The 21,638-nt window shown below is 66.3% G+C and carries 27 protein-coding genes and 1 pseudogene; 27 read left to right on the top strand and 1 reads right to left on the bottom strand.

Going from position 1 to position 21,638, the window contains the following annotated elements; all coding sequences use genetic code 11:
• The first annotated feature begins 33 nt into the window (after positions 1 to 33).
• The 12 genes from QE444_RS20310 to QE444_RS20255 all read left to right on the top strand — a co-directional run bounded on the left by QE444_RS20310 (position 34) and on the right by QE444_RS20255 (position 8,247).
• On the top strand, positions 34 to 669 hold the full coding sequence (locus QE444_RS20310; protein WP_059315847.1) for a MotA/TolQ/ExbB proton channel family protein: 636 nt from the start codon (positions 34 to 36) through the stop codon (positions 667 to 669).
• Positions 666 to 1,106: a biopolymer transporter ExbD gene (locus tag QE444_RS20305; RefSeq protein WP_133862784.1), complete on the top strand. Its 441-nt coding sequence runs from the start codon at positions 666 to 668 to the stop codon at positions 1,104 to 1,106. The genes QE444_RS20310 and QE444_RS20305 overlap by 4 nt, the downstream gene beginning before the upstream one ends.
• Positions 1,103 to 2,110, top strand: coding sequence for a tetraacyldisaccharide 4'-kinase (lpxK, locus tag QE444_RS20300; RefSeq protein ID WP_309741350.1), 1,008 nt, complete (start codon positions 1,103 to 1,105; stop codon positions 2,108 to 2,110). The genes QE444_RS20305 and lpxK overlap by 4 nt, the downstream gene beginning before the upstream one ends.
• 14 nt (positions 2,111 to 2,124) lie before the next feature.
• Positions 2,125 to 2,310, top strand: a complete 186-nt coding sequence (locus QE444_RS20295) for a Trm112 family protein (RefSeq protein ID WP_007162406.1) — start codon at positions 2,125 to 2,127, stop codon at positions 2,308 to 2,310.
• On the top strand, positions 2,307 to 3,071 hold the full coding sequence (gene kdsB, locus QE444_RS20290; RefSeq protein WP_309741340.1) for a 3-deoxy-manno-octulosonate cytidylyltransferase: 765 nt from the start codon (positions 2,307 to 2,309) through the stop codon (positions 3,069 to 3,071). Before QE444_RS20295 ends, kdsB begins: the two co-directional genes overlap by 4 nt.
• Before the next feature lie 6 nt (positions 3,072 to 3,077).
• Entirely contained in the window at positions 3,078 to 3,545 is a 468-nt protein-coding gene (locus QE444_RS20285) for a low molecular weight protein-tyrosine-phosphatase (RefSeq protein ID WP_187981249.1), read from the top strand.
• Positions 3,535 to 4,557, top strand: a complete 1,023-nt coding sequence (gene murB, locus QE444_RS20280) for a UDP-N-acetylmuramate dehydrogenase (RefSeq protein WP_309741337.1) — start codon at positions 3,535 to 3,537, stop codon at positions 4,555 to 4,557. Before QE444_RS20285 ends, murB begins: the two co-directional genes overlap by 11 nt.
• Positions 4,554 to 5,132, top strand: a complete 579-nt coding sequence (petA, locus tag QE444_RS20275; RefSeq protein ID WP_187980101.1) for a ubiquinol-cytochrome c reductase iron-sulfur subunit — start codon at positions 4,554 to 4,556, stop codon at positions 5,130 to 5,132. The genes murB and petA overlap by 4 nt, the downstream gene beginning before the upstream one ends.
• On the top strand, positions 5,129 to 6,322 hold the full coding sequence (locus QE444_RS20270; RefSeq protein ID WP_309741332.1) for a cytochrome bc complex cytochrome b subunit: 1,194 nt from the start codon (positions 5,129 to 5,131) through the stop codon (positions 6,320 to 6,322). The genes petA and QE444_RS20270 overlap by 4 nt, the downstream gene beginning before the upstream one ends.
• Positions 6,319 to 6,984: a cytochrome c1 gene (locus tag QE444_RS20265; protein ID WP_187980099.1), complete on the top strand. Its 666-nt coding sequence runs from the start codon at positions 6,319 to 6,321 to the stop codon at positions 6,982 to 6,984. Before QE444_RS20270 ends, QE444_RS20265 begins: the two co-directional genes overlap by 4 nt.
• Positions 6,985 to 7,216: 232 nt before the next feature.
• Positions 7,217 to 7,831 carry a glutathione S-transferase N-terminal domain-containing protein gene (locus QE444_RS20260; RefSeq protein WP_158892870.1) on the top strand — a complete coding sequence of 205 codons (615 nt, stop codon included), beginning with the start codon at positions 7,217 to 7,219 and terminating at the stop codon, positions 7,829 to 7,831.
• An 11-nt stretch (positions 7,832 to 7,842) separates the two neighbouring features.
• On the top strand, positions 7,843 to 8,247 hold the full coding sequence (locus QE444_RS20255) for a ClpXP protease specificity-enhancing factor (protein WP_133862775.1): 405 nt from the start codon (positions 7,843 to 7,845) through the stop codon (positions 8,245 to 8,247).
• A gap of 94 nt (positions 8,248 to 8,341) precedes the next feature.
• Here QE444_RS20255 and suhB read toward each other — a convergent pair whose 3' ends face one another.
• Positions 8,342 to 9,157: an inositol-phosphate phosphatase gene (gene suhB / locus QE444_RS20250; protein WP_133862774.1), complete on the bottom strand. Its 816-nt coding sequence runs from the start codon at positions 9,155 to 9,157 to the stop codon at positions 8,342 to 8,344.
• A 140-nt stretch (positions 9,158 to 9,297) separates the two neighbouring features.
• On the opposite strand from suhB, the gene trmJ reads away from it, so the two are divergent.
• The 15 genes and pseudogenes from trmJ (at position 9,298) to hisS (ending at position 21,638) form a co-directional block, all read left to right on the top strand.
• Positions 9,298 to 10,086, top strand: a complete 789-nt coding sequence (trmJ, locus tag QE444_RS20245; RefSeq protein WP_027598346.1) for a tRNA (cytosine(32)/uridine(32)-2'-O)-methyltransferase TrmJ — start codon at positions 9,298 to 9,300, stop codon at positions 10,084 to 10,086.
• 84 nt (positions 10,087 to 10,170) lie between these two features.
• Positions 10,171 to 10,669 (top strand): annotated as a pseudogene (gene iscR, locus QE444_RS20240) (Fe-S cluster assembly transcriptional regulator IscR).
• A 31-nt stretch (positions 10,670 to 10,700) separates the two neighbouring features.
• Positions 10,701 to 11,915, top strand: coding sequence for an IscS subfamily cysteine desulfurase (locus QE444_RS20235; RefSeq protein ID WP_309741325.1), 1,215 nt, complete (start codon positions 10,701 to 10,703; stop codon positions 11,913 to 11,915).
• A gap of 27 nt (positions 11,916 to 11,942) precedes the next feature.
• Entirely contained in the window at positions 11,943 to 12,329 is a 387-nt protein-coding gene (gene iscU / locus QE444_RS20230; protein ID WP_007162419.1) for a Fe-S cluster assembly scaffold IscU, read from the top strand.
• A 9-nt stretch (positions 12,330 to 12,338) separates the two neighbouring features.
• Positions 12,339 to 12,662 (top strand): iron-sulfur cluster assembly protein IscA, encoded by a 324-nt coding sequence (gene iscA, locus QE444_RS20225; protein WP_133862771.1) that lies wholly within the window; start codon positions 12,339 to 12,341, stop codon positions 12,660 to 12,662.
• An 8-nt stretch (positions 12,663 to 12,670) separates the two neighbouring features.
• A complete protein-coding gene (gene hscB, locus QE444_RS20220; RefSeq protein WP_309741320.1) occupies positions 12,671 to 13,192 on the top strand; it encodes a co-chaperone HscB in 522 nt (173 codons plus the stop codon).
• 45 nt (positions 13,193 to 13,237) lie between these two features.
• A complete protein-coding gene (hscA, locus tag QE444_RS20215) occupies positions 13,238 to 15,097 on the top strand; it encodes a Fe-S protein assembly chaperone HscA (RefSeq protein ID WP_187980096.1) in 1,860 nt (619 codons plus the stop codon).
• A 7-nt stretch (positions 15,098 to 15,104) separates the two neighbouring features.
• Complete coding sequence (gene fdx, locus QE444_RS20210; protein WP_133862768.1) at positions 15,105 to 15,443, top strand: ISC system 2Fe-2S type ferredoxin; 339 nt, start codon at positions 15,105 to 15,107, stop codon at positions 15,441 to 15,443.
• Between the two features lie 11 nt (positions 15,444 to 15,454).
• On the top strand, positions 15,455 to 15,655 hold the full coding sequence (gene iscX / locus QE444_RS20205; RefSeq protein WP_133862767.1) for a Fe-S cluster assembly protein IscX: 201 nt from the start codon (positions 15,455 to 15,457) through the stop codon (positions 15,653 to 15,655).
• Positions 15,656 to 15,746: 91 nt separating this feature from the next.
• Complete coding sequence (gene ndk / locus QE444_RS20200) at positions 15,747 to 16,178, top strand: nucleoside-diphosphate kinase (RefSeq protein WP_158892855.1); 432 nt, start codon at positions 15,747 to 15,749, stop codon at positions 16,176 to 16,178.
• 93 nt (positions 16,179 to 16,271) lie between these two features.
• Positions 16,272 to 17,411: a 23S rRNA (adenine(2503)-C(2))-methyltransferase RlmN gene (gene rlmN, locus QE444_RS20195; protein ID WP_273862940.1), complete on the top strand. Its 1,140-nt coding sequence runs from the start codon at positions 16,272 to 16,274 to the stop codon at positions 17,409 to 17,411.
• 10 nt (positions 17,412 to 17,421) lie between these two features.
• The gene (pilW, locus tag QE444_RS20190) at positions 17,422 to 18,192 is read left to right on the top strand and encodes a type IV pilus biogenesis/stability protein PilW (protein ID WP_133862764.1); all 771 of its coding nucleotides are present in this window, start codon (positions 17,422 to 17,424) and stop codon (positions 18,190 to 18,192) included.
• On the top strand, positions 18,189 to 19,166 hold the full coding sequence (locus QE444_RS20185; protein WP_133862763.1) for a helix-turn-helix domain-containing protein: 978 nt from the start codon (positions 18,189 to 18,191) through the stop codon (positions 19,164 to 19,166). Before pilW ends, QE444_RS20185 begins: the two co-directional genes overlap by 4 nt.
• 27 nt (positions 19,167 to 19,193) lie before the next feature.
• The gene (gene ispG, locus QE444_RS20180) at positions 19,194 to 20,306 is read left to right on the top strand and encodes a flavodoxin-dependent (E)-4-hydroxy-3-methylbut-2-enyl-diphosphate synthase (RefSeq protein WP_133862762.1); all 1,113 of its coding nucleotides are present in this window, start codon (positions 19,194 to 19,196) and stop codon (positions 20,304 to 20,306) included.
• Between the two features lie 24 nt (positions 20,307 to 20,330).
• Positions 20,331 to 21,638 carry a histidine--tRNA ligase gene (gene hisS / locus QE444_RS20175; protein WP_309741312.1) on the top strand — a complete coding sequence of 436 codons (1,308 nt, stop codon included), beginning with the start codon at positions 20,331 to 20,333 and terminating at the stop codon, positions 21,636 to 21,638.

The raw sequence follows: 21,638 nt of genomic DNA, 5'->3' as shown, positions 1-21,638 counted from the left end.
GTGGCCGCATTTTGCGGCAGGGGTAACGCTCTCGTGTTCGAAATGGTCAAAGCTGGCGGCTGGATGATGCTGCCGATCATCCTCAGTTCCATCCTGGCCACGGCCATCATCGCCGAGCGGCTGTGGACCCTGAGACGCAGCCGGGTGGCACCGCCGACGCTGCTCGCCCAGGTCTGGCGCTGGATCCAGGACAAGCAGCTCAATGCCGAGCGGCTGCGCGAATTGCGCGCCGGATCGCCCCTGGGCGACATCCTCGCCGCGGGCCTGACCAACTCCCGTCATGGCCGCGACATCATGAAGGAAGCCATCGAGGAAGCCGGCAGCCGCGTGGTGCACGACCTCGAACGCTATCTCAACACCCTCGGCAGCATCGCCGCCCTGGCACCCCTGATGGGCCTGCTCGGCACGGTGTTCGGCATGATCGACATCTTCAGCGCCTTCATGAACGACGGCATGGCCAATGCGCCCATCCTCGCCGGCGGCATCTCCAAGGCGCTGGTCACCACCGCCACCGGCCTGCTGGTGGCGATTCCCGCGGTGTTCTTCCATCGCTACCTGCTGCGCCGGGTCGATGAGCTGGTGGTCGGAATGGAGCAGGAAGCGGTCAAGCTGGTGGACATCCTCCACGGCGATCGCGAGGTGGACGTCCGCGAAGGGGCTCCGGCGTGAAATTCCGTCGCCGCGCCGGGGGCGCCGCCCGCGAAGAGGTCTATATCAACCTGGCCTCCTTCATCGACGTCATCTTCGTCCTGCTGCTGTTCTTCGTGGTGACCGCGACCTTCAGCAAGCCCAGCCAGCTGAAGATCGAACTGCCCGAGGCCGACAGCGCCGCGGCGGCCGCCAACCAGGCCAAGACCCTGGAAATCAGCATCACCGCCGAAGGCCAGATGGCGCTCAACGGCCAGACCCTGGCGCGCAACGACCTGACCGGCCTGACCACCGCGCTGCAGCGTGAATCCGGCGGCGACAACAGCCTGCCGCTGGTGATCACCGCCGATGGCCGCGCGACCCACCAGTCGGTGGTCATGGCCATGGACGCTGCCGGCAAGCTGGGTTTCAGCCAGTTGCGCATCACCACCCTCGAGGCCCAGGCGAAGCGTCCGTGAGCCTGGGCGAGCGCCTGGTTCGCGCCTGGTACCAGGGGCATCCGGCCCTGGGCCTGCTGACGCCGCTCGAAGCCCTCTATCGCCAGATCGCTCGGCGCAAGCGCCAGCGTTTCCTGGCGGGGCAGGGCAGCATCCATCGCGCGCCGGTGCCGGTCATCGTGGTGGGCAATCTCACTGTCGGCGGTACCGGCAAGACGCCCATGATCCTCTGGCTGATCGGCCACCTGCGCGCGCGTGGGCTGAGGGTCGGGGTGGTCAGCCGGGGCTATGGCGCCACGCCGCCGAGTCTACCCTGGCGGGTGCGGGCCACCGACACCGCCGCCGTCGCCGGCGACGAGCCGCTGCTGATCGTGCAGCGCACCGGGGTGGTCCTGGTCACGGATCCCGATCGTGGGCGCGCCGTCGAACGCCTGCTCGCCGAGGAGCGGCTCGATGTCATTCTCAGCGACGACGGCCTGCAGCACTATCGCCTGGCCCGCGACCTGGAACTGGTGATGGTCGATGCGGCGCGCGGCTTCGGCAATGGCCGCTGCCTGCCTGCCGGGCCGCTGCGCGAACCCCTGGAGCGGCTGGCCGAGGTGGACGCCGTGATCCACAACGGCGCCACTGTCGATCCTGCCGACGGCTACGGCCTGACCCTGCAGCCCAGCGCCCTGGTCAATCTGCGCAGCGGCGAGACGCGATCGCTGGATTTCTTTCCCCCGGGGCAGCGCCTGCACGCCCTGGCCGGCATCGGCAACCCCGGCCGTTTCTTCGCCACCCTCGAAGGACTACACTGGCAGCCGTTGCCCCATGCCTTCGCCGATCACGCCACCTACAGCGCGGCAGAGCTGGCCTTCACCCCGGCGCTGCCGCTGGTGATGACCGAGAAGGACGCGGTCAAGTGCCGGTCCTTCGCCGCCGCCGACTGGTGGTACCTGGCGGTGGACGCCCAGCCCTCGGCCGCTTTCGTCGCCTGGCTGGATGGGCGTCTCGACCGGCTCCTGCCCGAACACTCTCACTGACGGAATCTTCGCCCATGGATCTCAAGCTGCTGGACATCCTCGCCTGCCCCCTGACCAAGAGCCCGCTGATCTTGAGCGACGACAAGACCGAGCTCATCAGCAAGGCCGCCGGCCTGGCCTTCCCGATTCGCGACGGCATCCCGGTGATGCTGGAAAGCGAGGCGCGCATCATCACCACGGATGAGCGTCTGGACAAATGAGCACCGCGTTCACCGTCGTCATCCCGGCGCGGCTCGCCAGCACCCGACTGCCCAACAAGCCGCTGCTCGACATCGCCGGCAAGCCGATGATCCAGCACGTCTGGGAGCAGGCCCGGCGCAGTGGCGCCGAGCAGGTGGTGGTGGCGACCGACCACGACGACATCCTGCGTGCCTGCGAAGGCTTTGGCGCGCGTGTCCTGCTGACCCGTGCCGATCATGCTTCGGGCACCGATCGCCTGGCCGAGGTGGCCGAGCTGCTCGGCCTGGCCGCTGACGCCCTGGTGGTCAACGTCCAGGGCGACGAGCCGCTGATACCACCGGCGGTGATCGACCAGGTGGCCAATAATCTCGCTGCCCATCCCGAAGCCGGCGTGGCCACCCTGGCCGAGCCGATCGCGGACGTCGACAGCCTGTTCAATCCCAATGTGGTCAAGGTGAGCACCGACCTGAACGGCCTGGCGCTGACCTTCAGCCGGGCGCCGCTGCCCTGGGCGCGCAATGCCTTCGCCGGCGATCGCGCGCAGCTGCCCCAGGGCTTTCCCTATCGCCGCCACATCGGCATCTACGCCTATCGCGCCGGCTTCCTCGCCGACTTCGTCAGCTGGGGTCCCTGCGCCCTGGAAGAGACCGAAGCCCTGGAGCAATTGCGCGCCCTCTGGCACGGCGTGCGTATCCATGTCGCCGATGCCCTGGAAGCGCCCCAGGCCGGCGTGGATACCCGAGAAGATCTCGAGCGCGTCAGACGCCTGCTGGGAGCCTAGATGACCCTGCGCATCCTGTTCGTCTGCATGGGCAACATCTGCCGTTCGCCCACCGCCGAAGGCATCCTCAGGGCCAAGCTGGACGCCGCCGGCCTGACCGAGGTGGTGGAGCTGGATTCGGCCGGCACCGGCGACTGGCATGTCGGCAAGGCCCCGGATCCCCGTGCCATCCAGGCCGCGGCGGGTCGCGGCTATGCCATCGGTGACCTGCGCGCGCGTCAGGTCGCCGAGGATGATTTCCAGCGTTTCGACCTGATCCTGGCCATGGACCAGGACAACCTCGCCTGGCTGGAACAGCTGCGCCCGGATGAGGGCGCCGTGCCCGAACTCTTCCTGGCGCGCCAGGGCCTGGCGGTGGACGAGGTGCCGGATCCCTATTACGGCGGTGCAGCCGGCTTCGAGCGGGTCCTCGACCTGCTGGAAAGCGCCTGCGATGGCCTGGTCGCCGAGGTGGCTGCCCGTCATGGTCGCTGAGCTGCAACAGCAGGTCCCCCTGCAAGGCCTCAACACCTTCGGCCTGGTGGCGCAAGCCGATCGCTATCTGGAAGCCGCCAGCGACGCCGAGGCCCGCGCGGCCCTGGCGTTGGCCCGGCAACTGGACGTGCCCCTGCGGGTGCTGGGCGGTGGCAGCAACCTGGTCCTGCCCGAACGGGTCGAGGGTCTGGTGCTGCGGTTGACGTCCCGCGGCATCCGTCTGCTGGCGGAGGAGGGCGATGCCCTGCTGGTGGAAGCCGAAGCCGGCGAGCCCTGGCATCCCTTCGTCATGGCCACCCTGGCCAATGGCTGGTACGGGCTGGAAAATCTCAGCCTGATCCCAGGCACCGTGGGCGCCTCACCGATCCAGAACATCGGCGCCTATGGCGTCGAATTGAAGGACAGATGCGCCGGGGTCACGGCACTCGATCGCCACAGCGGCGAGCTCCATGACCTCGGCCCGGCCGATTGCGCCTTCGCCTATCGCGAGAGTCGCTTCAAGGCCGAGGCCGGGCGCTGGATCGTGCTGCGGGTACGCTTCCGGCTCAGTCGCAAGCCGCAGCTGGTGCTGGACTATGGTCCGGTACGCCAGGCGCTCACCGCGGCGGGCGTCACGCAGCCAACGCCCGAAGCCGTCAGCGCGGCCATCTGCAGCATTCGCCAGAGCAAGCTGCCCGACCCGGCGGTGCTGGGCAATGCCGGCAGCTTCTTCAAGAATCCAGTGGTGACCGCTGGCGAGGCCGCAGCTCTGCATGAGCGCTATCCGAGCCTGCCGACCTATCCGCAGGCCGATGGCAGCGTCAAGCTGGCCGCTGGCTGGCTGATCGATCAGGCCGGCTGGCGCGGCCATCGCGACGGCGCCGTGGGGGTGCATGCCGCCCAGGCGCTGGTGCTGGTCAACTTCGGTGGCGCCCGCAGTCGCGACGTCCTGGCCCTGGCCGAGCGCATCCGCGCCTCGGTGCGCGAGCGCTTCGGCGTGACGCTGGAGATGGAGCCGGGAAGCCTGACGTGACCGCTGACGCCCCCGATGCCCAACGCCGTCGCCTGCTGATCGCCACCACCTCCGCCGTCGGCGGTCTGGGCCTGGTGGCGGGCAGCGTGCCCTTCGTCTGCGCCCTGCGGCCCAGTCGGTCGGCGGAGGTGGCGGCGGCGCCGGTCGAGGTGGATCTCCAGGCCTTGCGCGAAGGCGAGCAACTCACGGTGCAATGGCGCGGCCAGCCGGTCTGCGTCCTGCGCCGCAGCGCGGCGGACCAGGCCCGCCTGCTGGCCGACGAGGCAGGGCTGGCCGACCCGGATTCCCGGGAATCCAGCCAGCCACCCTATGTCGATCCGCGCCTGAGATCGCGGCGGCCGGACATCTTCGTCGTCACCGCGATCTGCACCCATCTGGGCTGCATTCCCTCCCTGGCACCAGGCGCGGCGGACCGGGACGGGGGCTATCTCTGTCCCTGCCATGGCTCCCACTTCGATCTCGCCGGGCGGGTCTATCGCGACCAGCCGGCACCGCTGAATCTGGCCGTGCCGCCCCATCATTTTCGCGGCGACAATCTGCTGGTGATCGGCAGCGACGGGGAGGGCGCGACATGAGCAACGACGAGCCCGGCTGGCTGGAGCGACGGCTGCCCCTGGGCGCCTTCTGGCGCCGGCACTTCAGTGACTACCGGGTGCCGCGCAATCTCAACGTCTTCTACCTGTTCGGCTCGCTGCTGCTCTTCATCCTGGCGCTGCAGGTGCTGACCGGACTCTGGCTGCTGTTCGGCTATGAGCCGACGGTGAAGGGCGCCTTCGCCTCGGTCCAGCTGTTCATGCGCGAGGTGCCCTTCGGCTGGCTGATCCGCTACCTGCACGCGGTGGGCGCCTCGGCGCTGTTCGTCTGCCTCTACCTGCACATGCTGCGCGGCCTGCTCTATGGCTCCTATCGGGCGCCGCGCGAGCTGGTCTGGAGCTTTGGCGTGCTGCTCTACCTGCTCCTGCTGGCCCAGGCCTTCTTTGGCTATCTGCTGCCCTGGGGGCAACTCTCCTACTGGGGCGCCCAGGTGTCTCTGAGCGCGGTCGAGGCGCTGCCCCTGGTAGGCCCGAGCCTGGCCGATCTGCTGCGCGGCGGGGTGGTGCTGTCCGACGCCACCCTGAGGCGCTTCCAGGCCCTGCATGTGGTCGGGCTGCCGCTGCTGATCCTTGCGCTGGTGAGCCTGCACGTCGTCGCCCTGCGCCAGACCGGCTCGAACAACCCCGAGGGTGACGAGCGCGATGTCCGAGGTGCAGCCGGGGTGCCTTTCCATCCCTATCTGACGCTCAAGGACCTCTGTGGTCTGGCAGTCTTCCTGCTGGTGTTTCTCGCCGTGGTACTGCTGGCGCCGGACCTGGGCGGGCTGGTGCTGGAGCCGGCCAACCAGCAGCCGGCCGATCCGCTGGTGACCCCCGCGCACATCGCCCCGCCCTGGTACCTGGCGCCCTTCTATGCGCTGCTGCGGGCGGTGCCGAGCAAGGCCGGCGGCCTCGGCCTGGCGGCTCTGGCCATCGCCCTGCTGTTCGTGCTGCCCTGGCTGGATCGCAGTGCGGCCCGCTCGATCCGCCACAAGGCCTGGCCGGGGCGGCTGGGGCTGTACCTGGTCTGCCTGGCCTTTGTCGCCCTGGGAATACTGGGCGTGGTCGCGCTGACCGATGGGCGCCTGTGGCTGGCGCGCCTGGCCGCGGGTGTCTATTTCATCGGCCTGCTGGGCATGCCCTGGTACAGCCGGCTGGGTCGTCCGCGTGCGCCAGTGGAGTCCCGGTCATGAGTCGCGGGCTGCTGCTGGGCCTGCTTCTGCTGTGCAGCGGTCTGGCCATCGGTGCCGACGGTGATCCCCGGGCTGGGGCCATCAGCTTCGGCCGCTATTGCCTGGCCTGTCATGGCCAGGAATACCAGCGCTTCGACCGGGTCGCCGCCGATCTCCACCTGGACCTCGCCAGCTGGGCGCCCGGACGCACCGCCAGCGCGCCCATGCTCGGCCTGCTCAAGCCCGAGGATGCCCGGCGTGCCTTCGGCAGCGTGCCGCCGGATCTCACCCTGATCGCCGCGGTGCGCGGCGAGGCCTGGCTGCGCGCCTTCCTGCAGGAGTTCTACGTGGCGCCCGGGCGGCCACTCGGGGTCGACAACCTCAGGGCGCCCGGCACCCGCATGCCCGATGTTCTGGCCGCCTTGCGCGGCCGCCAGGTGCGCGACTGCAGCGCGGGACGTTGCGTGCTGCGTCTGGAGCCGGACAGTGGCGCCCAGACGCCCGAACAATTCGCCCGCACCGTCGAGGATCTGGTTGCCTACCTTGGCTATTCGGCGGCGCCGGAACGTAGTCTGGCCTGGCGCCTCGCGCCCTGGGTGCTGGGCTATCTGCTGCTGTTCGCCGTCCTGGCCTTCTGGCTTAAGCGCGAATTCTGGCGGCGATTGCCCGACAGTGAGCGATGAGACGGAGGCTTGTCTGAAAAGTCGCCGAGCGAAGGTGAGGCAGGGCAAAAATCAGCGAGGAAGCGGACCGGGCTCGCGCTCGAGTTTGCAAAGGGTAAATGAGCATTCCGAGCTGATTTTTAACGCAGCATCACCGATGTGCAGGCAGTTTTTAGACAAAGCCTAGGTCTCGGGCGGCAAGGTGCGAGATAATCCCGCCTTTGCAGCTTCGCCCCCAACGGGGGAGGGACCCATGGGCGCCATAACCCGCCTGACCTGTTTCCATGATCCCGAGGATCACTACAGCCACCGGATCCGCCTGATCCTGGCGGAAAAGAACGTCGAGTGCGAGCTGATCGCCGTACGCCGTGGCGAATGCCCGCGGCAGCTGGCCGAGCACAATCCCTATGGCACCGTGCCGACGCTGATGGATCGCGACCTGGTGCTCTATGGCACCGAGGTGCTCATGGAGTATCTCGAGGAGCGCTATCCGCACCCGCCGCTGTTGCCGGCCTATCCGGTCACCCGCGGTCAGTCGCGGCTGCTGATGCACCGCATCGGGCGCGACTGGTGCACCCTGGTGGACGCCATCCTGCAGGCGGCGCCGGGCGCCGACCTCGCAGCCGCGCGCAAGGAATTGCGCGAGAGCCTGACCGGCGTGGCGCCGATCTTCGCGGAAAAACCCTTTTTCCTGAGCGACGACTTTTCCCTGGTGGACTGTTGCCTGCTCCCCCTCCTGTGGCGACTGCCGCGCCTGGGCATCGAATTGCCCCGGGCCGCCAAGCCGCTGCAGGACTACATGGATCGCATGTTCGCGCGCGACAGTTTCCGATCCAGTCTTTCGGTCACCGAGCGTGAGATGCGCTAGAGGAGAACCCCATGAATTCCAGTCGCCCCTACCTGGTCCGCGCGCTCTACGAGTGGATCGTGGACAACGACTGCACGCCCCATCTGCTGGTCAATGCCGACTACGCCGAGGTGCGCGTGCCGCCGGGCTATGCCAACGACGGCCAGATCGTGCTGAACGCCTCGCCCAGTGCCGTGCGTGACCTGCACATGGACAACGAAGCCGTGAGCTTCAACGGTCGCTTCGGCGGCGTGGCCTACAACCTCTATGTCCCGATCGGCGCCATCCTGGCCATCTATGCCCGCGAGAACGGCCAGGGCATGGTCTTCGACAGCGAGCCCACCCCGCCGGATGACCAGGGTCCCGACAGCGGCGGCAGCAAGCCCGAGGCACCCAAGCCGGCACCGGCGCGGCCGAGTCTGAAAGTGGTCAAGTGAGCCCTGACGGCCTGCCGCGGAGTCTCGCTGCGGCAGGCAGGAAAAAGCCCCTGTCGGCGCTGCCGGCAGGGGCTTTTTCGTAAGCCAGGTGAACTCAGCGCTTGAGCGAGGCCGGCAGGTGCGGCTGGATCTGCGTCAGCAGGCCACGGAAGCACTTGGGGTTGCCGGCGACGATGTGGCCCTTCTCGAGGAAGTCGTGGCCGCCATTGAAGTCACCGATCAGGCCACCGGCTTCCTGGACCAGCAGAGCGCCTGCGGCCATGTCCCATTCCGACAGTCCCATTTCCCAGAAGGCGTCGAAACGACCGGCGGCGACATAGGCCAAGTCCAGCGCGGCGGAACCGGCGCGGCGGATGCCGGCGGTCTGGCCGATCAGGCTGCGGAACATGCCCAGGTAGTTGTCCAGGTGGTCGACGTCATTGGCGCGGAAGGGGAAGCCGGTACCCAGCAGGGCGCCTTCCAGGCTGCGCCGATTGGTGACGCGGATGCGCCGGCCGTTCAGGGCGGCGCCGCGGCCACGGCTGGCGGTGAATTCTTCCTGGCGCACTGGATCCAGCACCACGGCGTGTTCCAGGCGGCCCTTGTACTTGCAGGCGATGCTTACCGAGAAGTGCGGGACGCCACGGAGGAAGTTGGTGGTGCCATCCAGCGGATCGACGACCCAGACGTAGTCGGCGCCTTCGCCTTCGCCCGCCAGGTAGCCGGATTCCTCACCGTAGAAACCATGGGTGGGGTAGGCCTTGCGCAGGGTGGCGAGGATGGTCTGCTCGGCGGCTCGGTCGACTTCGGAGACGAAGTCGTTGGCGCCTTTTTCATCGACGGCGATCACGTCCAGGCGCTCAATCGAACGGAAAATCAGTTCACCGGCGCTGCGGGCCGCGCGCAGTGCGATGTTCAGCATGGGCTGCATGGATAAATCACCTGGGTTGTATAAGGAAAGCCGGCAATGATAGCAGACTTCGCGGCGCTGGAAGGGGTATTCGTGGCCAGCGGGCGCGTGTGGGCGTAGTATACGGCGCCGATTTCCCGCGTCCGCTCGAGGATAGCCACGTGCTGAATAACATCCGCGTCGTTCTGGTCAATACCAGCCATCCCGGCAACATCGGCGGTGCCGCCCGGGCAATGAAGAACATGGGCCTGTCGCGCCTCTATCTGGTCGATCCCGAGGACTTTCCCAGTGGCGAGGCCAATGCCCGCGCCTCCGGGGCCAATGACGTGCTCGACGCCGCCATTGTGGTCGACACCCTGGAAGAAGCCCTGACCGGCTGCAGCCTGGTGCTGGGCACCAGTGCCCGCGACCGCCGCATCCCCTGGCCGCTGCTCGATCCGCGGGAATGCGCGACCACCTCCCTGGCCCAGGTGGAGCAGGGCGGCGAGGTGGCCCTGGTATTCGGGCGCGAGTATGCCGGCCTGACCAACGAAGAGTTGCAGCGCTGCCACTACCACGTGCACATCCCCTCCGATCCGGCGTTCGGCTCCCTCAATCTCGCTGCGGCGGTCCAGGTGCTGGTGTACGAGGTGCGCATGGCCTGGCTGGCGGCGCAGAACCAGCCGACCAAGATGAACAAGGTCGAGGCCACCGCCATGCTTAACACCCAGCCGGTGACGGTGGAAGAGCTGGAGCTCTATTACGAGCACCTGGAGCAGACCCTGGTGGAGATCGGCTTCCTCGATCCGGCCAAGCCGCGCCACCTGATGAGTCGCTTGCGGCGCCTCTATGGCCGGGCCGGCATCAGCAAGCTGGAGATGAATATCCTGCGTGGCATCCTGACCGAAACCCAGAAGGCCGCCCGCGGTGAATCCCACCCGCGGACTATCCCGCCGATAGATAATGCCTGAGTGATTTGGTTGGTTTTATAGTTGACCTTTTTTGTCGGGAATCCGATAATCGAAGTCATCCGATGCAACCCGCTCGAGTTCGTCATGAGACTGACCACCAAAAGGCCGCTATGCCGTAACCGCCATGCTCGACCTGGCGCTGCACGCCCAGCGGGGCCCGGTGTCGCTGGCCGACATTTCCGAGCGGCAGGGCATTTCGCTGTCCTATCTGGAGCAGCTGTTTGCCCGGCTGCGCCGCGGTGCGCTGGTCAACAGCGTACGCGGCCCCGGCGGCGGCTATCAGCTGGCGCGCGACATGGGCGGTATCCATGTGGCCCAGGTGATCGATGCCGTCAACGAATCCGTGGATGCCACCCGCTGTCAGGGCGGTGGGGGCTGTCACCAGGGTGATACCTGCCTGACCCACCACCTCTGGTGCGACCTGAGCGATCAGATCCACACCTTTTTGAGTGGCATCACCCTGGCCGACCTGGTCGCCCGCAACGAGATCCAGCAGGTGGCCAAGCGTCAGGACACCAAGGCCTGTGCCAGCAAGCAATCGCCCTTAGCGGTCGAAAAAATCGAAGCGTCCACCATCGACTGAGCAGAGACGCCCGTCTGATTAGGAGTAACCGATGAAATTGCCGATCTACCTAGACTATTCCGCCACCACGCCCGTCGATCCGCGCGTCGCTCAGAAGATGAGCGAGTGCCTGCTGGTGGACGGCAACTTTGGCAACCCCGCATCGCGCTCCCACCTGTTCGGCTGGAAGGCCGAGGAAGCCGTGGAAAACGCCCGTCGTCAGGTGGCCGAACTGGTCAACGCCGACCCGCGCGAGATCGTCTGGACCTCCGGTGCCACCGAGTCCGACAACCTCGCCATCAAGGGCGCCGCGCACTTCTACCAGAACAAGGGCAAGCACCTGATCACCTCCAAGATCGAGCACAAGGCGGTGTTGGACACCACCCGCCAGCTCGAGCGCGAAGGCTTCGAGGTCACCTATCTCGAGCCGGGCGAAGATGGCCTGATCACCCCCGACATGGTCGAGGCGGCCCTGCGTGACGACACCACCCTGGTGTCCATCATGCACGTCAACAACGAGATCGGTACCGTCAACGACATCGCCGCCATCGGCGAGCTGACTCGCTCCCGTGGCGTGCTCTTCCACGTCGACGCGGCCCAGTCCACCGGCAAGGTCGAGATCGATCTGGAAAAGCTCAAGGTCGATATGATGTCCTTCTCGGCGCACAAGACCTACGGTCCCAAGGGCATTGGCGCCCTCTACGTCCGTCGCAAGCCGCGTGTGCGTATCGAGGCCCAGACCCACGGTGGGGGCCATGAGCGTGGCATGCGTTCGGGTACCCTGGCGACCCACCAGATCGTCGGCATGGGCGAAGCCTTCCGCATCGCCAAGGAAGAGATGGTCCAGGAAAATACCCGCATCAAGGCACTGAGCGATCGCTTCTACCGGCAGTTCGAAGGCCTGGAAGAGGTCTACCTGAACGGCAGCCTGATCCATCGTGTGCCGCACAACCTGAACCTGAGCTTCAACTACGTCGAAGGCGAGTCGCTGATCATGGCGCTCAAGGATCTGGCGGTCTCGTCCGGTTCGGCCTGTACCTCGGCGTCCCTGGAGCCGTCCTACGTCCTGCGCGCCCTGGGCCGCAACGACGAGCTGGCGCACAGCTCCATTCGCTTCACCTTCGGTCGCTTCACCACCGAAGAAGACGTTGACTACGCCGCGAGCAAGGTCACCGAAGCCGTCAACAAGTTGCGCGAATTGTCTCCGCTGTGGGACATGTTCAAAGAAGGCGTAGACCTGAGTCAGGTCGAGTGGCAAGCCCACTGACCCACCCTGATAAGCGAGGATTGAACCATGGCATACAGTGAAAAGGTCATCGACCACTACGAAAATCCGCGCAACGTCGGCAAGTTCGACGCGGCCGATCCCGATGTCGGCACCGGCATGGTCGGCGCCCCGGCCTGCGGCGACGTGATGCGCTTGCAGATCAAGGTCAACGAGCAGGGCATCATCGAAGACGCCAAGTTCAAGACCTATGGCTGTGGCTCCGCCATCGCGTCCAGCTCCCTGGCCACCGAGTGGATGAAGGGCAAGAGCATCGAGGAAGCGGCGTCGATCAAGAACAGCATGATCGCCGAAGAACTGGCTCTGCCGCCGGTGAAGATCCACTGCTCGGTACTCGCCGAAGACGCCATCAAGGCGGCGGTCAGCGACTACAAGCAGAAGAAAGGCCTGCTCTAAGGAGGAACCATGGCGATCAGCATGACCGAGTCCGCCGCCCGCCACGTGCAGCGTTCCCTCGAGGGGCGCGGCAAGGGGGAGGGCATCCGCCTGGGCGTTCGTACCACGGGCTGCTCGGGACTGGCCTACGTGCTCGAATTCGTCGATGAATTCGCGCACGAGGACCAGGTGTTCGAGAGCCATGGCGTCAAGGTCATCATCGACCCCAAGAGCCTGGTCTACCTGGACGGCACCGAGCTGGATTTCGTGCGTGAAGGCCTCAACGAGGGCTTCAAGTTCAACAATCCCAACGTGCGTGGCGAGTGTGGCTGCGGCGAAAGCTTCAACATCTGAGGCCGGCCATGGGTAAGCCCTGTCACTTCGCGCTGTTCGAGATCAGGCCCGCCTTCGAGATCGACCAGGCGGGCCTGGCCTCGCGTTACCGCGATCTGGCGCGCACGGTCCATCCGGATCGGTTCGCCGATGCGCCGGAGCGTGAGCGTCGCCAGGCGCTGGAGCGCTCGGCCGAGCTCAACGAGGCCTATCACGTGCTGCGCGCCCCGTCGCGCCGCGCGCGCTATCTGCTGGAGCTCGAAGGGCACGAGATGCCGCTCGAAGCGACCATCCAGGACACCGACTTCCTCATGCAGCAATTGCAGTGGCGCGAGGAACTGGAGGACCTGCAGGACGCGGGCGACAACGCGGGCATCCCCGCCTTTCGCCAGCGGCTCAAGGATGCGCAGCGCGACATCGAACAGGCCTTCGCCGCGATCTGGCAGGACCCCGCCCAGCGTGAGCCTGCCGAGCGCCTGGTCCGTCGCATGCAGTTTCTCGACAAGCTGGCCAGCGAAATCCGCCAGCTCGAAGAGCGTCTGGACGATTAATCACAGGTGTCGCTCAGGCACCGACAACCATAAGCCGACTAGCCAATGGCTCTATTGCAGATAGCCGAACCCGGAATGGCGCCCAAGCCGCACCAGCGCAAGCTGGCGGTGGGTATCGATCTGGGCACCACCAATTCCCTCGTGGCCGCCGTCCGCAGTGGCGTGGCCGAGACCCTGCCCGATCTGCAGGGCGAGGTGATCCTGCCGTCCGCCGTGCGCTACACCGCCGCTGGCGTGGAAGTGGGGGCGGGCGCCAAGGCCGCTGCCGCCCAGGATCCCTTCAACACTATCCTTTCCGTCAAGCGCCTCATGGGGCGTGGCATCGCCGACGTCAAGCAACTGGGCGAGCAGTTGCCCTATCGCTTCGTCGCCGGTGAATCGGAAATGCCCTTCATCGATACCGCTGCCGGGCGCAAGAGTCCGGTGGAGGTCTCCGCCGACATCCTGCGGGTGCTGCGCGAGCGGGCCGAGGCGACCCTGGGTGGCGAACTGGTCGGTGCGGTCATCACCGTGCCGGCCTATTTCGACGATGCCCAGCGCCAGGCCACCAAGGACGCCGCCCGCTTTGCCGGCCTGAATGTCCTGCGCCTGCTCAACGAGCCTACCGCGGCCGCCGTGGCCTATGGTCTGGACCGGGGCGAGGAGGGCGTGGTCGCCATCTACGACCTGGGCGGCGGTACCTTCGATATCTCCATCCTGCGCCTGACCCGCGGTGTCTTCGAGGTCATGGCCACCGGTGGCGACAGCGCCCTGGGCGGTGACGACTTCGATCACGCCATCGCCAGCTGGATCGTCCAGCAGGCCGGGCTGTCCAGCGATCTGGATCCGGGCACCCAGCGGCGCCTGCTGCAGAGTGCCTGCGCCGCCAAGGAAGCCCTGTCCGCTGCCGAGCGCGTCGAGGTCGGTCATGGCGACTGGTCGGGCGTGCTGGAACGCAGCACCTTCCAGGAACTCATCGCGCCGCTGGTCGCGCGCAGCCTCAAGGCCTGTCGCCGCGCCCTGCGCGATGCGGAAGTGGAACCGGCGGACATCGCCGCCGTGGTCATGGTCGGCGGTTCCACCCGCGTGCCCTATGTCCGTGAAGCCGTGGGCGAGCTGTTCGACTGCACCCCGCTCACCGACATCGATCCGGATCGCGTGGTCGCCATCGGGGCCGCCCTGCAGGCCGATTCCCTGGCCGGCAACCGCGCTGGCGAAGAATTGCTGCTGCTGGACGTCATCCCGCTGTCCCTGGGACTCGAGACCATGGGCGGCCTGATGGAGAAGATCATTCCGCGCAACACCACCATTCCGGTGGCGCGGGGCCAGGACTTCACCACCTATCGCGACGGCCAGACCGCCATGCTGGTGCATGTGCTGCAGGGCGAGCGCGAACTGGTCAAGGACGCCCGCTCCCTGGCCCGTTTCGAATTGCGCGGTTTCCCGCCCATGGTCGCCGGTGCCGCCAAGATCCGCGTCACCTTCCAGGTCGATGCCGACGGCCTGCTCGGCGTCAGCGCCCGCGAGCTGTCCAGTGGCGTGGAAGCCAGCGTCCAGGTCAAGCCGTCCTACGGCCTGACCGATGGCGAGATCGCCAACATGCTGCAGGACTCCTTCCGTCATGCCGGTGACGACATGCAGGCCCGCGCGCTGCGCGAGCAGCAGGTCGAGGCCCGGCGGCTGATCGAGGCGGTCACCGCCGCGCTGGCCGCCGACGGCGAGCGTCTGCTGGACGCCGAGGAGCGTCAGGTGATCGAGCTGGAAATCGGTCAGTTGGCCGAGCTGCTGGACGCCACCGACCTCCAGGCGCTCGAAGACCAGACCAAGCGTCTTTCTCACGTAACCGATGCCTTCGCCGCCCGGCGGATGAACGCCTCGGTCAAGGCGGCCCTGGCGGGTCGTCGTCTCAACGATATCGAGGAGTAGTTCCATCATGCCGCAGATCACCCTGCTGCCCCACGCCGAGCACTGCCCCGAGGGGGCGGTCTTCGAAGCCAGCGAAGGCGAAACCATCATCGCCGCGGCCATGCGCAACGGCATCGACATCGAGCACGCCTGCGAGATGTCCTGTGCCTGCACCACCTGCCACGTGGTCGTCCAGGAAGGCTTCGATTCCCTCGCGCCCTCGGATGAGCTCGAAGACGACATGCTGGACAAGGCCTGGGGTCTGGAGATGCGTTCGCGCCTGTCCTGCCAGGCGGTAGTAGGCAGCGAAGACCTGGTGGTGGAGATTCCGCGCTACACCATCAACCAGGTTTCCGAAGGTCACTGAGGACAGCTGTCATGGCACTGAAATGGACCGATGTGCTGGATATCGCCATCGAACTCAACGACACCCATCCCGACGTGGATCCGCGCTACGTGAATTTCGTCAAGTTGCGCAACTGGGTCGTGGAGCTGCCGGAGTTCGACGACGATCCCCAGCGGGGTGGCGAGAAGGTGCTGGAGGCCATCCAGGCCGCCTGGATCGAAGAGTCCGCCTGACGCATCGCCCGTACCGCGCTACGCTTTTCACCGGGACCCGCGTATAATCCGCGGGTTTCGTTTTTGCTCTATTCCCACATTCGGAGTTCACATGTCTGTTCAACGTACCCTGTCGATCATCAAGCCCGATGCCGTATCCAAGAATGTCGTCGGTGAGATCGTCACCCGCTTCGAGAAGGCTGGCCTGCGCGTCGTCGCTGCCAAGATGGTCCAGCTGTCCGAGCGCGAAGCCGGTGGCTTCTACGCCGAACACAAAGAGCGTCCCTTCTTCAAGGATCTGGTCTCCTTCATGACCTCCGGTCCGGTCGTGGTCCAGGTGCTGGAAGGCGACAACGCCATCGCCAAGAACCGTGAGCTGATGGGCGCCACCGATCCCAAGAAGGCCGACGCCGGTACCATCCGCGCCGACTTCGCCGTCTCCATCGACGAGAACGCCGTCCACGGTTCGGACTCGGAAGCGTCCGCCGCTCGCGAGATCTCCTACTTCTTCGCAGCCACCGAAGTCTGCGAGCGCGTCCGCTAAGGATGAGCGCCGGCCAGGGAAGCGGCCAGCCCGCCTTCCTGGCACCGCCCGCGCCTTGCGCGGGTTTCAAACAGATTTCGTCGAGGTGATCCCATGACCACAGCCACCGATAAGGTCAATCTGCTGGGCCTGACCCAGCCGCAACTCGAGTCGTTCTTCGAGTCCATCGGGGAGAAGCGCTTTCGCGCCGGCCAGGTCATGAAGTGGATCCATCACTTCGGCATCGACGATTTCGACGCCATGAGCAACCTGGGCAAGGCGCTCAAGGAAAAGCTCAAGGCCGCCGCGGAAATCCGTGGCCCCGAGATCGTCAGCGAAGACATCTCCCGCGACGGCACCCGCAAGTGGGTGATCCGCGTCGCCTCCGGCAGCTGCGTCGAGACCGTCTACATCCCGCAGAATGGCCGCGGCACCCTGTGCGTGTCGTCCCAGGCCGGTTGCGCGCTGGACTGCAGCTTCTGCTCCACCGGCAAGCAGGGCTTCAACAGCAACCTCACCGCCGCCGAGGTGATCGGTCAGGTGTGGATCGCCAACAAGTCCTTTGGCAGCGTACCGGCCAAGATCGACCGCGCCATCACCAACGTGGTGATGATGGGCATGGGCGAGCCGCTGCTGAACTTCGACAACGTCGTCGCCGCCATGCGCATCATGATGGACGACCTCGGCTACGGCATCTCCAAGCGCAAGGTCACCCTGTCGACCTCGGGCGTGGTGCCGATGATCGAAGAGCTGGCCAAGCACATCGACGTCTCCCTGGCACTGTCGCTGCACGCGCCCAACGACGAGTTGCGCAACGAGCTGGTGCCGATCAACCGCAAGTATCCGCTGGCCATGCTGCTCGACGCCTGCCAGAGATACATCCGGCAACTGGGCGAGAAGCGCGTCCTGACCATCGAGTACACCCTGCTCAAGGACGTCAACGACCTGCCCGAGCACGCGCTGCAGATGATCGAGCTGCTGCGCAACGTACCCTGCAAGATCAACCTGATTCCCTTCAATCCCTTCCCGCACTCCGGGTACGAGCGGCCGAGCAAGAACGCCACCCGCCGGTTCCAAGAGCTGCTGGTGCAGGCCGGTTTCAACGTCACGGTACGGACCACCCGCGGTGACGACATCGATGCCGCCTGTGGCCAGCTGGTGGGGCAGGTCATGGACCGCACCCGCCGCAGCCAGCGCTATATCGCCGTTCGCCAGCTCGACGGTGCCGAAACCGTAACGCCGCTCCAGGGCTGAGGGCGCGACCATGGCGATCACGCGCTTTGCGGCTGTCGCGCTCGCCCTGCTGGTCGGTGGCCTCGCCGGCTGCGTGACCGAGGGTGATCGCAACCCCATGGATACCCGCCAGGGACGGATGCAGGCCCGTGATGCCTATATCCAGCTCGGCCTCGGCTATGTCCAGCAGGGCAATACCGAACAGGCCAAGGTGCCGCTGAAGAAGGCCCTGGAGCTGGATTCGTCCAGCGCCGACGCCCATGCCGCGCTCGGACTGGTGTTCCAGGCCCAGGGCGAAACCGACCTGGCCGATCAGGAATACCGCCTGGCCCTGCGCGAGCGGCCCCACGATGCCCGCATCCTCAACAACTACGGCAGCTTCCTCTATGAGCAGGGGCGCTACAAGGATGCCTACGAACGCTTTACCCAGGCCGCCGAGGACAGCCTCTATCCGGAGCGCGCCCGGGTGTTCGAGAATCTCGGCCTGACCGCCCTGCGACTCAATCAGGTCGACTTGGGCAAGGAAAATCTGGAAAAATCCCTGCGGCTGGATCGCAATCAGCCCAGGGCCCTGTTCGAATTGGCTCAATTGGCCTACCAGACGCGCGATTACGTGCCGTCCCGGAGCTATTACCAGGCCTTCAGCCAGCTAAGCCCCCAGGATGCCCGCAGCCTGCTGCTCGGGATCCGTCTTGCCGAGGTGTTCAATGATCGCAACACCGCCGCGAGTTACGCTCTGCAGCTGAAGCGCCTCTACCCGAACTCACCTGAATATCGTCAACTTCAGTCGGAGCAGAAATGACCGCAGTGCAATCCGAAGCGGTACACGCCGGACGGGGCAATCCCGGTGAGATCTTGCGTCAGAAGCGGCTGGAGCTTGGCTGGAGCCAGGCCCAGGTCGCTCAGAATCTCAATCTCAGCGAGCGCATCATCGAGCAGCTCGAGTCCGGCAACTATCAGCAGATGCCGGGGCACACCTTTGCCCGCGGCTACACCAAGGCCTATGGCAAGCTGCTCGGCCTGGACCAGATCGAGCTGGTGCGTACCTTCGACGGCTATACCGGCACCGATGCCAAGGGCAGCACCGTGCACAGCCTGGGGCGTCTCGACGAGCCGGTGCGGCTGTCGCGCAATGTCCTGAGGTTCGTCAGTTTCATCCTGGTGGTGCTGATCATCGCCATGGGCCTGTTCTGGTGGCAGGAGCGCAGTCGCCAGGCCTCCAGCGCCAGTGCCGTGAGCATGGAGCATGTCGAGGTCGAGGGTGCCGACGGCAAGACCGAGATCCATCCCATCGACGAGCCGGAAGAACAGCCCCCGGTCGCCGCCCAGCAGCCGGCGACCACCGTGCCTTCCCCGGTGGGCACGCCGATGCCGGATGCCAATGCCGTCGCCGCCATGACGGCACCTACCGCAGCGCCCACCCCGGCCCCGGTAACGGGTTCGACCACGCCTGCTCCCACGGCGCCCACCGCTGCCGCCCCTGCCGCGCCGGCCAGCGCGCCTGCCGCGGCGCCCGTCGCCGGCAGCGACAGCCTGAACATCCGGTTCACCGCCAGTTGCTGGACGCAGGTCAGCGACGGTACCGGCAAGATCCTCTTCAGTGGCGTGAAGAAGGGCGGCGAGAGCCTGGATTACGCCTCGATCAAGGCACCGGTGAACATCCGTCTCGGTTTCGCCCGCGGTGCCCAGATCTCCTACAACGGCCAGGTCGTCGACCTCGCGCCCTACACCAAGGGCGAGACCGCCCGCATCAAACTCGGTCAGGCCGGACAATGACGTCCGGCGACCCCATGGGAAACCAGCATGCATAGCGAATCGCCCATCAAACGTCGGTTGTCCCGCAAGATCTGGGTCGGCTCGGTGCCGGTCGGCGGCGATGCCCCCATCGCCGTGCAGAGCATGACCAACACCGAAACCTGCGACGTCGATGCCACCGTGGCCCAGGTCCAGCGCCTGCAGGACGCCGGTGCCGACATCGTGCGCATCTCGGTGCCCGACATGGACGCCGCCGAAGCCTTCGGTCGCATCAAGCAGCGGGTCAGCCTGCCGCTGGTGGCCGACATCCACTTCGACTACAAGATCGCCCTGCGCGTCGCCGAGCTGGGTGTGGACTGCCTGCGCATCAACCCGGGCAACATCGGTCGCGAAGACCGGGTCAGGGCGGTGGTCGACGCGGCCCGCGAGCGCGGCATCCCGATCCGCATCGGCGTCAACGCCGGTTCGCTGGAAAAGGACCTGCAGAAGAAGTACGGCGAGCCCACCCCGGAAGCCCTGGTGGAGTCGGCCATGCGCCACGTCGACCACCTGGAGAAGCTGGACTATCCGGACTTCAAGGTGAGCGTGAAGGCCAGTGACGTCTTCATGGCCGTGGCCGCCTATCGCCAGCTGGCCACCCGCATCGAGCAGCCGCTGCACCTGGGCATCACCGAAGCCGGTGGCCTGCGCTCGGGTACGGTGAAATCCGCCGTGGGTCTGGGCATGCTCTTGGCCGAAGGCATCGGCGACACCATCCGCATCTCGCTCGCGGCCGATCCGGTCGAGGAGATCAAGGTCGGTTTCGACATCCTGAAATCCCTCCGCCTGCGTTCGCGGGGCATCAACTTCATCGCCTGCCCGAGCTGCTCGCGGCAGAACTTCGATGTGGTCAAGACCATGAACGAGCTGGAAGGGCGCCTGGAGGACCTGCTGGTCCCCCTGGACGTCGCGGTGATCGGCTGCGTGGTCAACGGCCCCGGCGAAGCCAAGGAGGCCCACGTCGGCCTGACCGGGGGGTCGCCGAACAACCTGGTGTACATCGACGGCAAGCCGGCCTCCAAGCTGAACAACGACAATCTGGTGGACGAGCTGGAAGGGCTCATCCGCCGCAAGGCGGCCGAAAAGGCCGAAGCGGATGCCGCACTCATCGCGCGCAGCTGAAAGATCAAGGAATAAGGCCCTTTCGTGAGCAAGTCCCTGCAAGCCATCCGTGGCATGAACGATATCCTGCCGGAGCAGACTCCGGCCTGGCGCTACCTGGAACGTACCTTCGCGACGCTGCTCGACGGCTATGGCTACCACGAGATTCGTCTGCCCATCATGGAGTTCACCGAACTCTTCGCCCGCGGCATTGGCGAGGGCACCGACGTGGTCGACAAGGAGATGTACACCTTCCTCGACCGCAACGAGGAGTCGCTGACCCTGAGGCCGGAAGGCACCGCGGGTTGCGTGCGGGCCGTGCTCGAACACGGCATGACCGGCGGTGGCCAGGTGCAGAAGCTCTGGTACGCCGGGCCGATGTTCCGCTACGAGAAGCCGCAGAAGGGCCGCTATCGCCAGTTCCACCAGATCGGCGTCGAGGTCTTCAACCTGCCCGGTCCGGACATCGACGCCGAGCTGATCGTGCTCACTGCGCGCCTCTGGCAGCGCCTGGGTCTGACCGACGCCGTCACCCTGCAGCTCAACAGCCTGGGTTCCAGTGCCGATCGCGTGCGCTATCGCGAAGCCCTGGTGGCCTATCTGCAGGACCGCTTCGAGCAGCTCGACGAAGACAGCCAGCGCCGCCTGACCACCAATCCGCTGCGCATCCTCGACAGCAAGAACGCCCAGACCCAGGCGCTGCTGCAGGACGCCCCGACCCTGGCGGATTATCTGGACGACGAATCCCGCGCCCACTTCGACGGCCTGAAAGGCCGCCTGGACGTCGCCGGCATCCGCTACCAGATCAATCCCAAGCTGGTACGTGGCCTGGACTACTACGGCCGTACCGTCTTCGAGTGGGTCACCGACAAGCTGGGTGCCCAGGGCACCGTCTGCGCCGGTGGCCGTTACGACGGCCTGATCACCCAGTTCGGCGGCAAGCCCACCCCAGGTGTCGGCTTCGCCATGGGCGTCGAGCGCCTGGTGCTGCTGCTGGAAACCCTGGAGCGGCTGCCCGGTGATCTGCAGCGCCCCGCCGATCTCTATCTCTGCGCCTTTGGCGAGGCGGCCGAACTGGCCGGCCTCAAGCTGGCCGAGCAGCTGCGCGACGCCCGTCCCGACCTGCGGCTGCTGGTCAACGCCGGCGCCGGCAGTTTCAAGAGCCAGTTCAAGAAGGCCGACAAGAGCGGCGCGCTCTGGGCGATGATCCTGGGCGACGACGAATTGGCTACGCAACAGGTGGCACTCAAGCCGCTGCGTGGCGACGCGCCCCAGGAAAAGGTCGACTTCGCGGCCCTGGCCGCCCGTCTGGACGAGATTTTGCCCCCGGCCGGTTCCGGTCGCGGGAATTGA

The sequence above is a fragment of the Pseudomonas sp. SORGH_AS_0199 genome (genome assembly GCF_031453735.1).
Taxonomy (GTDB): domain Bacteria; phylum Pseudomonadota; class Gammaproteobacteria; order Pseudomonadales; family Pseudomonadaceae; genus Chryseomonas; species Chryseomonas aestiva.
This window is presented reverse-complemented; position numbering and strand designations above follow the sequence as displayed.

What these genes read in the sequence shown, in the direction of transcription:
- QE444_RS20295 (WP_007162406.1), top strand. Translation starts at nt 2,125, where the DNA reads ATGGATCTCAAGCTGCTGGACATCCTCGCCTGCCCCCTGACCAAGAGC.
- kdsB (WP_309741340.1), top strand. Translation starts at nt 2,307, where the DNA reads ATGAGCACCGCGTTCACCGTCGTCATCCCGGCGCGGCTCGCCAGCACC.
- murB (WP_309741337.1), top strand. Translation starts at nt 3,535, where the DNA reads ATGGTCGCTGAGCTGCAACAGCAGGTCCCCCTGCAAGGCCTCAACACC.
- QE444_RS20270 (WP_309741332.1), top strand. Translation starts at nt 5,129, where the DNA reads ATGAGCAACGACGAGCCCGGCTGGCTGGAGCGACGGCTGCCCCTGGGC.
- QE444_RS20265 (WP_187980099.1), top strand. Translation starts at nt 6,319, where the DNA reads ATGAGTCGCGGGCTGCTGCTGGGCCTGCTTCTGCTGTGCAGCGGTCTG.
- QE444_RS20260 (WP_158892870.1), top strand. Translation starts at nt 7,217, where the DNA reads ATGGGCGCCATAACCCGCCTGACCTGTTTCCATGATCCCGAGGATCAC.
- QE444_RS20255 (WP_133862775.1), top strand. Translation starts at nt 7,843, where the DNA reads ATGAATTCCAGTCGCCCCTACCTGGTCCGCGCGCTCTACGAGTGGATC.
- suhB (WP_133862774.1), bottom strand. Translation starts at nt 9,157, where the DNA reads ATGCAGCCCATGCTGAACATCGCACTGCGCGCGGCCCGCAGCGCCGGT.
- QE444_RS20235 (WP_309741325.1), top strand. Translation starts at nt 10,701, where the DNA reads ATGAAATTGCCGATCTACCTAGACTATTCCGCCACCACGCCCGTCGAT.
- iscU (WP_007162419.1), top strand. Translation starts at nt 11,943, where the DNA reads ATGGCATACAGTGAAAAGGTCATCGACCACTACGAAAATCCGCGCAAC.
- iscA (WP_133862771.1), top strand. Translation starts at nt 12,339, where the DNA reads ATGGCGATCAGCATGACCGAGTCCGCCGCCCGCCACGTGCAGCGTTCC.
- hscB (WP_309741320.1), top strand. Translation starts at nt 12,671, where the DNA reads ATGGGTAAGCCCTGTCACTTCGCGCTGTTCGAGATCAGGCCCGCCTTC.
- hscA (WP_187980096.1), top strand. Translation starts at nt 13,238, where the DNA reads ATGGCTCTATTGCAGATAGCCGAACCCGGAATGGCGCCCAAGCCGCAC.
- fdx (WP_133862768.1), top strand. Translation starts at nt 15,105, where the DNA reads ATGCCGCAGATCACCCTGCTGCCCCACGCCGAGCACTGCCCCGAGGGG.
- iscX (WP_133862767.1), top strand. Translation starts at nt 15,455, where the DNA reads ATGGCACTGAAATGGACCGATGTGCTGGATATCGCCATCGAACTCAAC.
- ndk (WP_158892855.1), top strand. Translation starts at nt 15,747, where the DNA reads ATGTCTGTTCAACGTACCCTGTCGATCATCAAGCCCGATGCCGTATCC.
- rlmN (WP_273862940.1), top strand. Translation starts at nt 16,272, where the DNA reads ATGACCACAGCCACCGATAAGGTCAATCTGCTGGGCCTGACCCAGCCG.
- pilW (WP_133862764.1), top strand. Translation starts at nt 17,422, where the DNA reads ATGGCGATCACGCGCTTTGCGGCTGTCGCGCTCGCCCTGCTGGTCGGT.
- QE444_RS20185 (WP_133862763.1), top strand. Translation starts at nt 18,189, where the DNA reads ATGACCGCAGTGCAATCCGAAGCGGTACACGCCGGACGGGGCAATCCC.
- ispG (WP_133862762.1), top strand. Translation starts at nt 19,194, where the DNA reads ATGCATAGCGAATCGCCCATCAAACGTCGGTTGTCCCGCAAGATCTGG.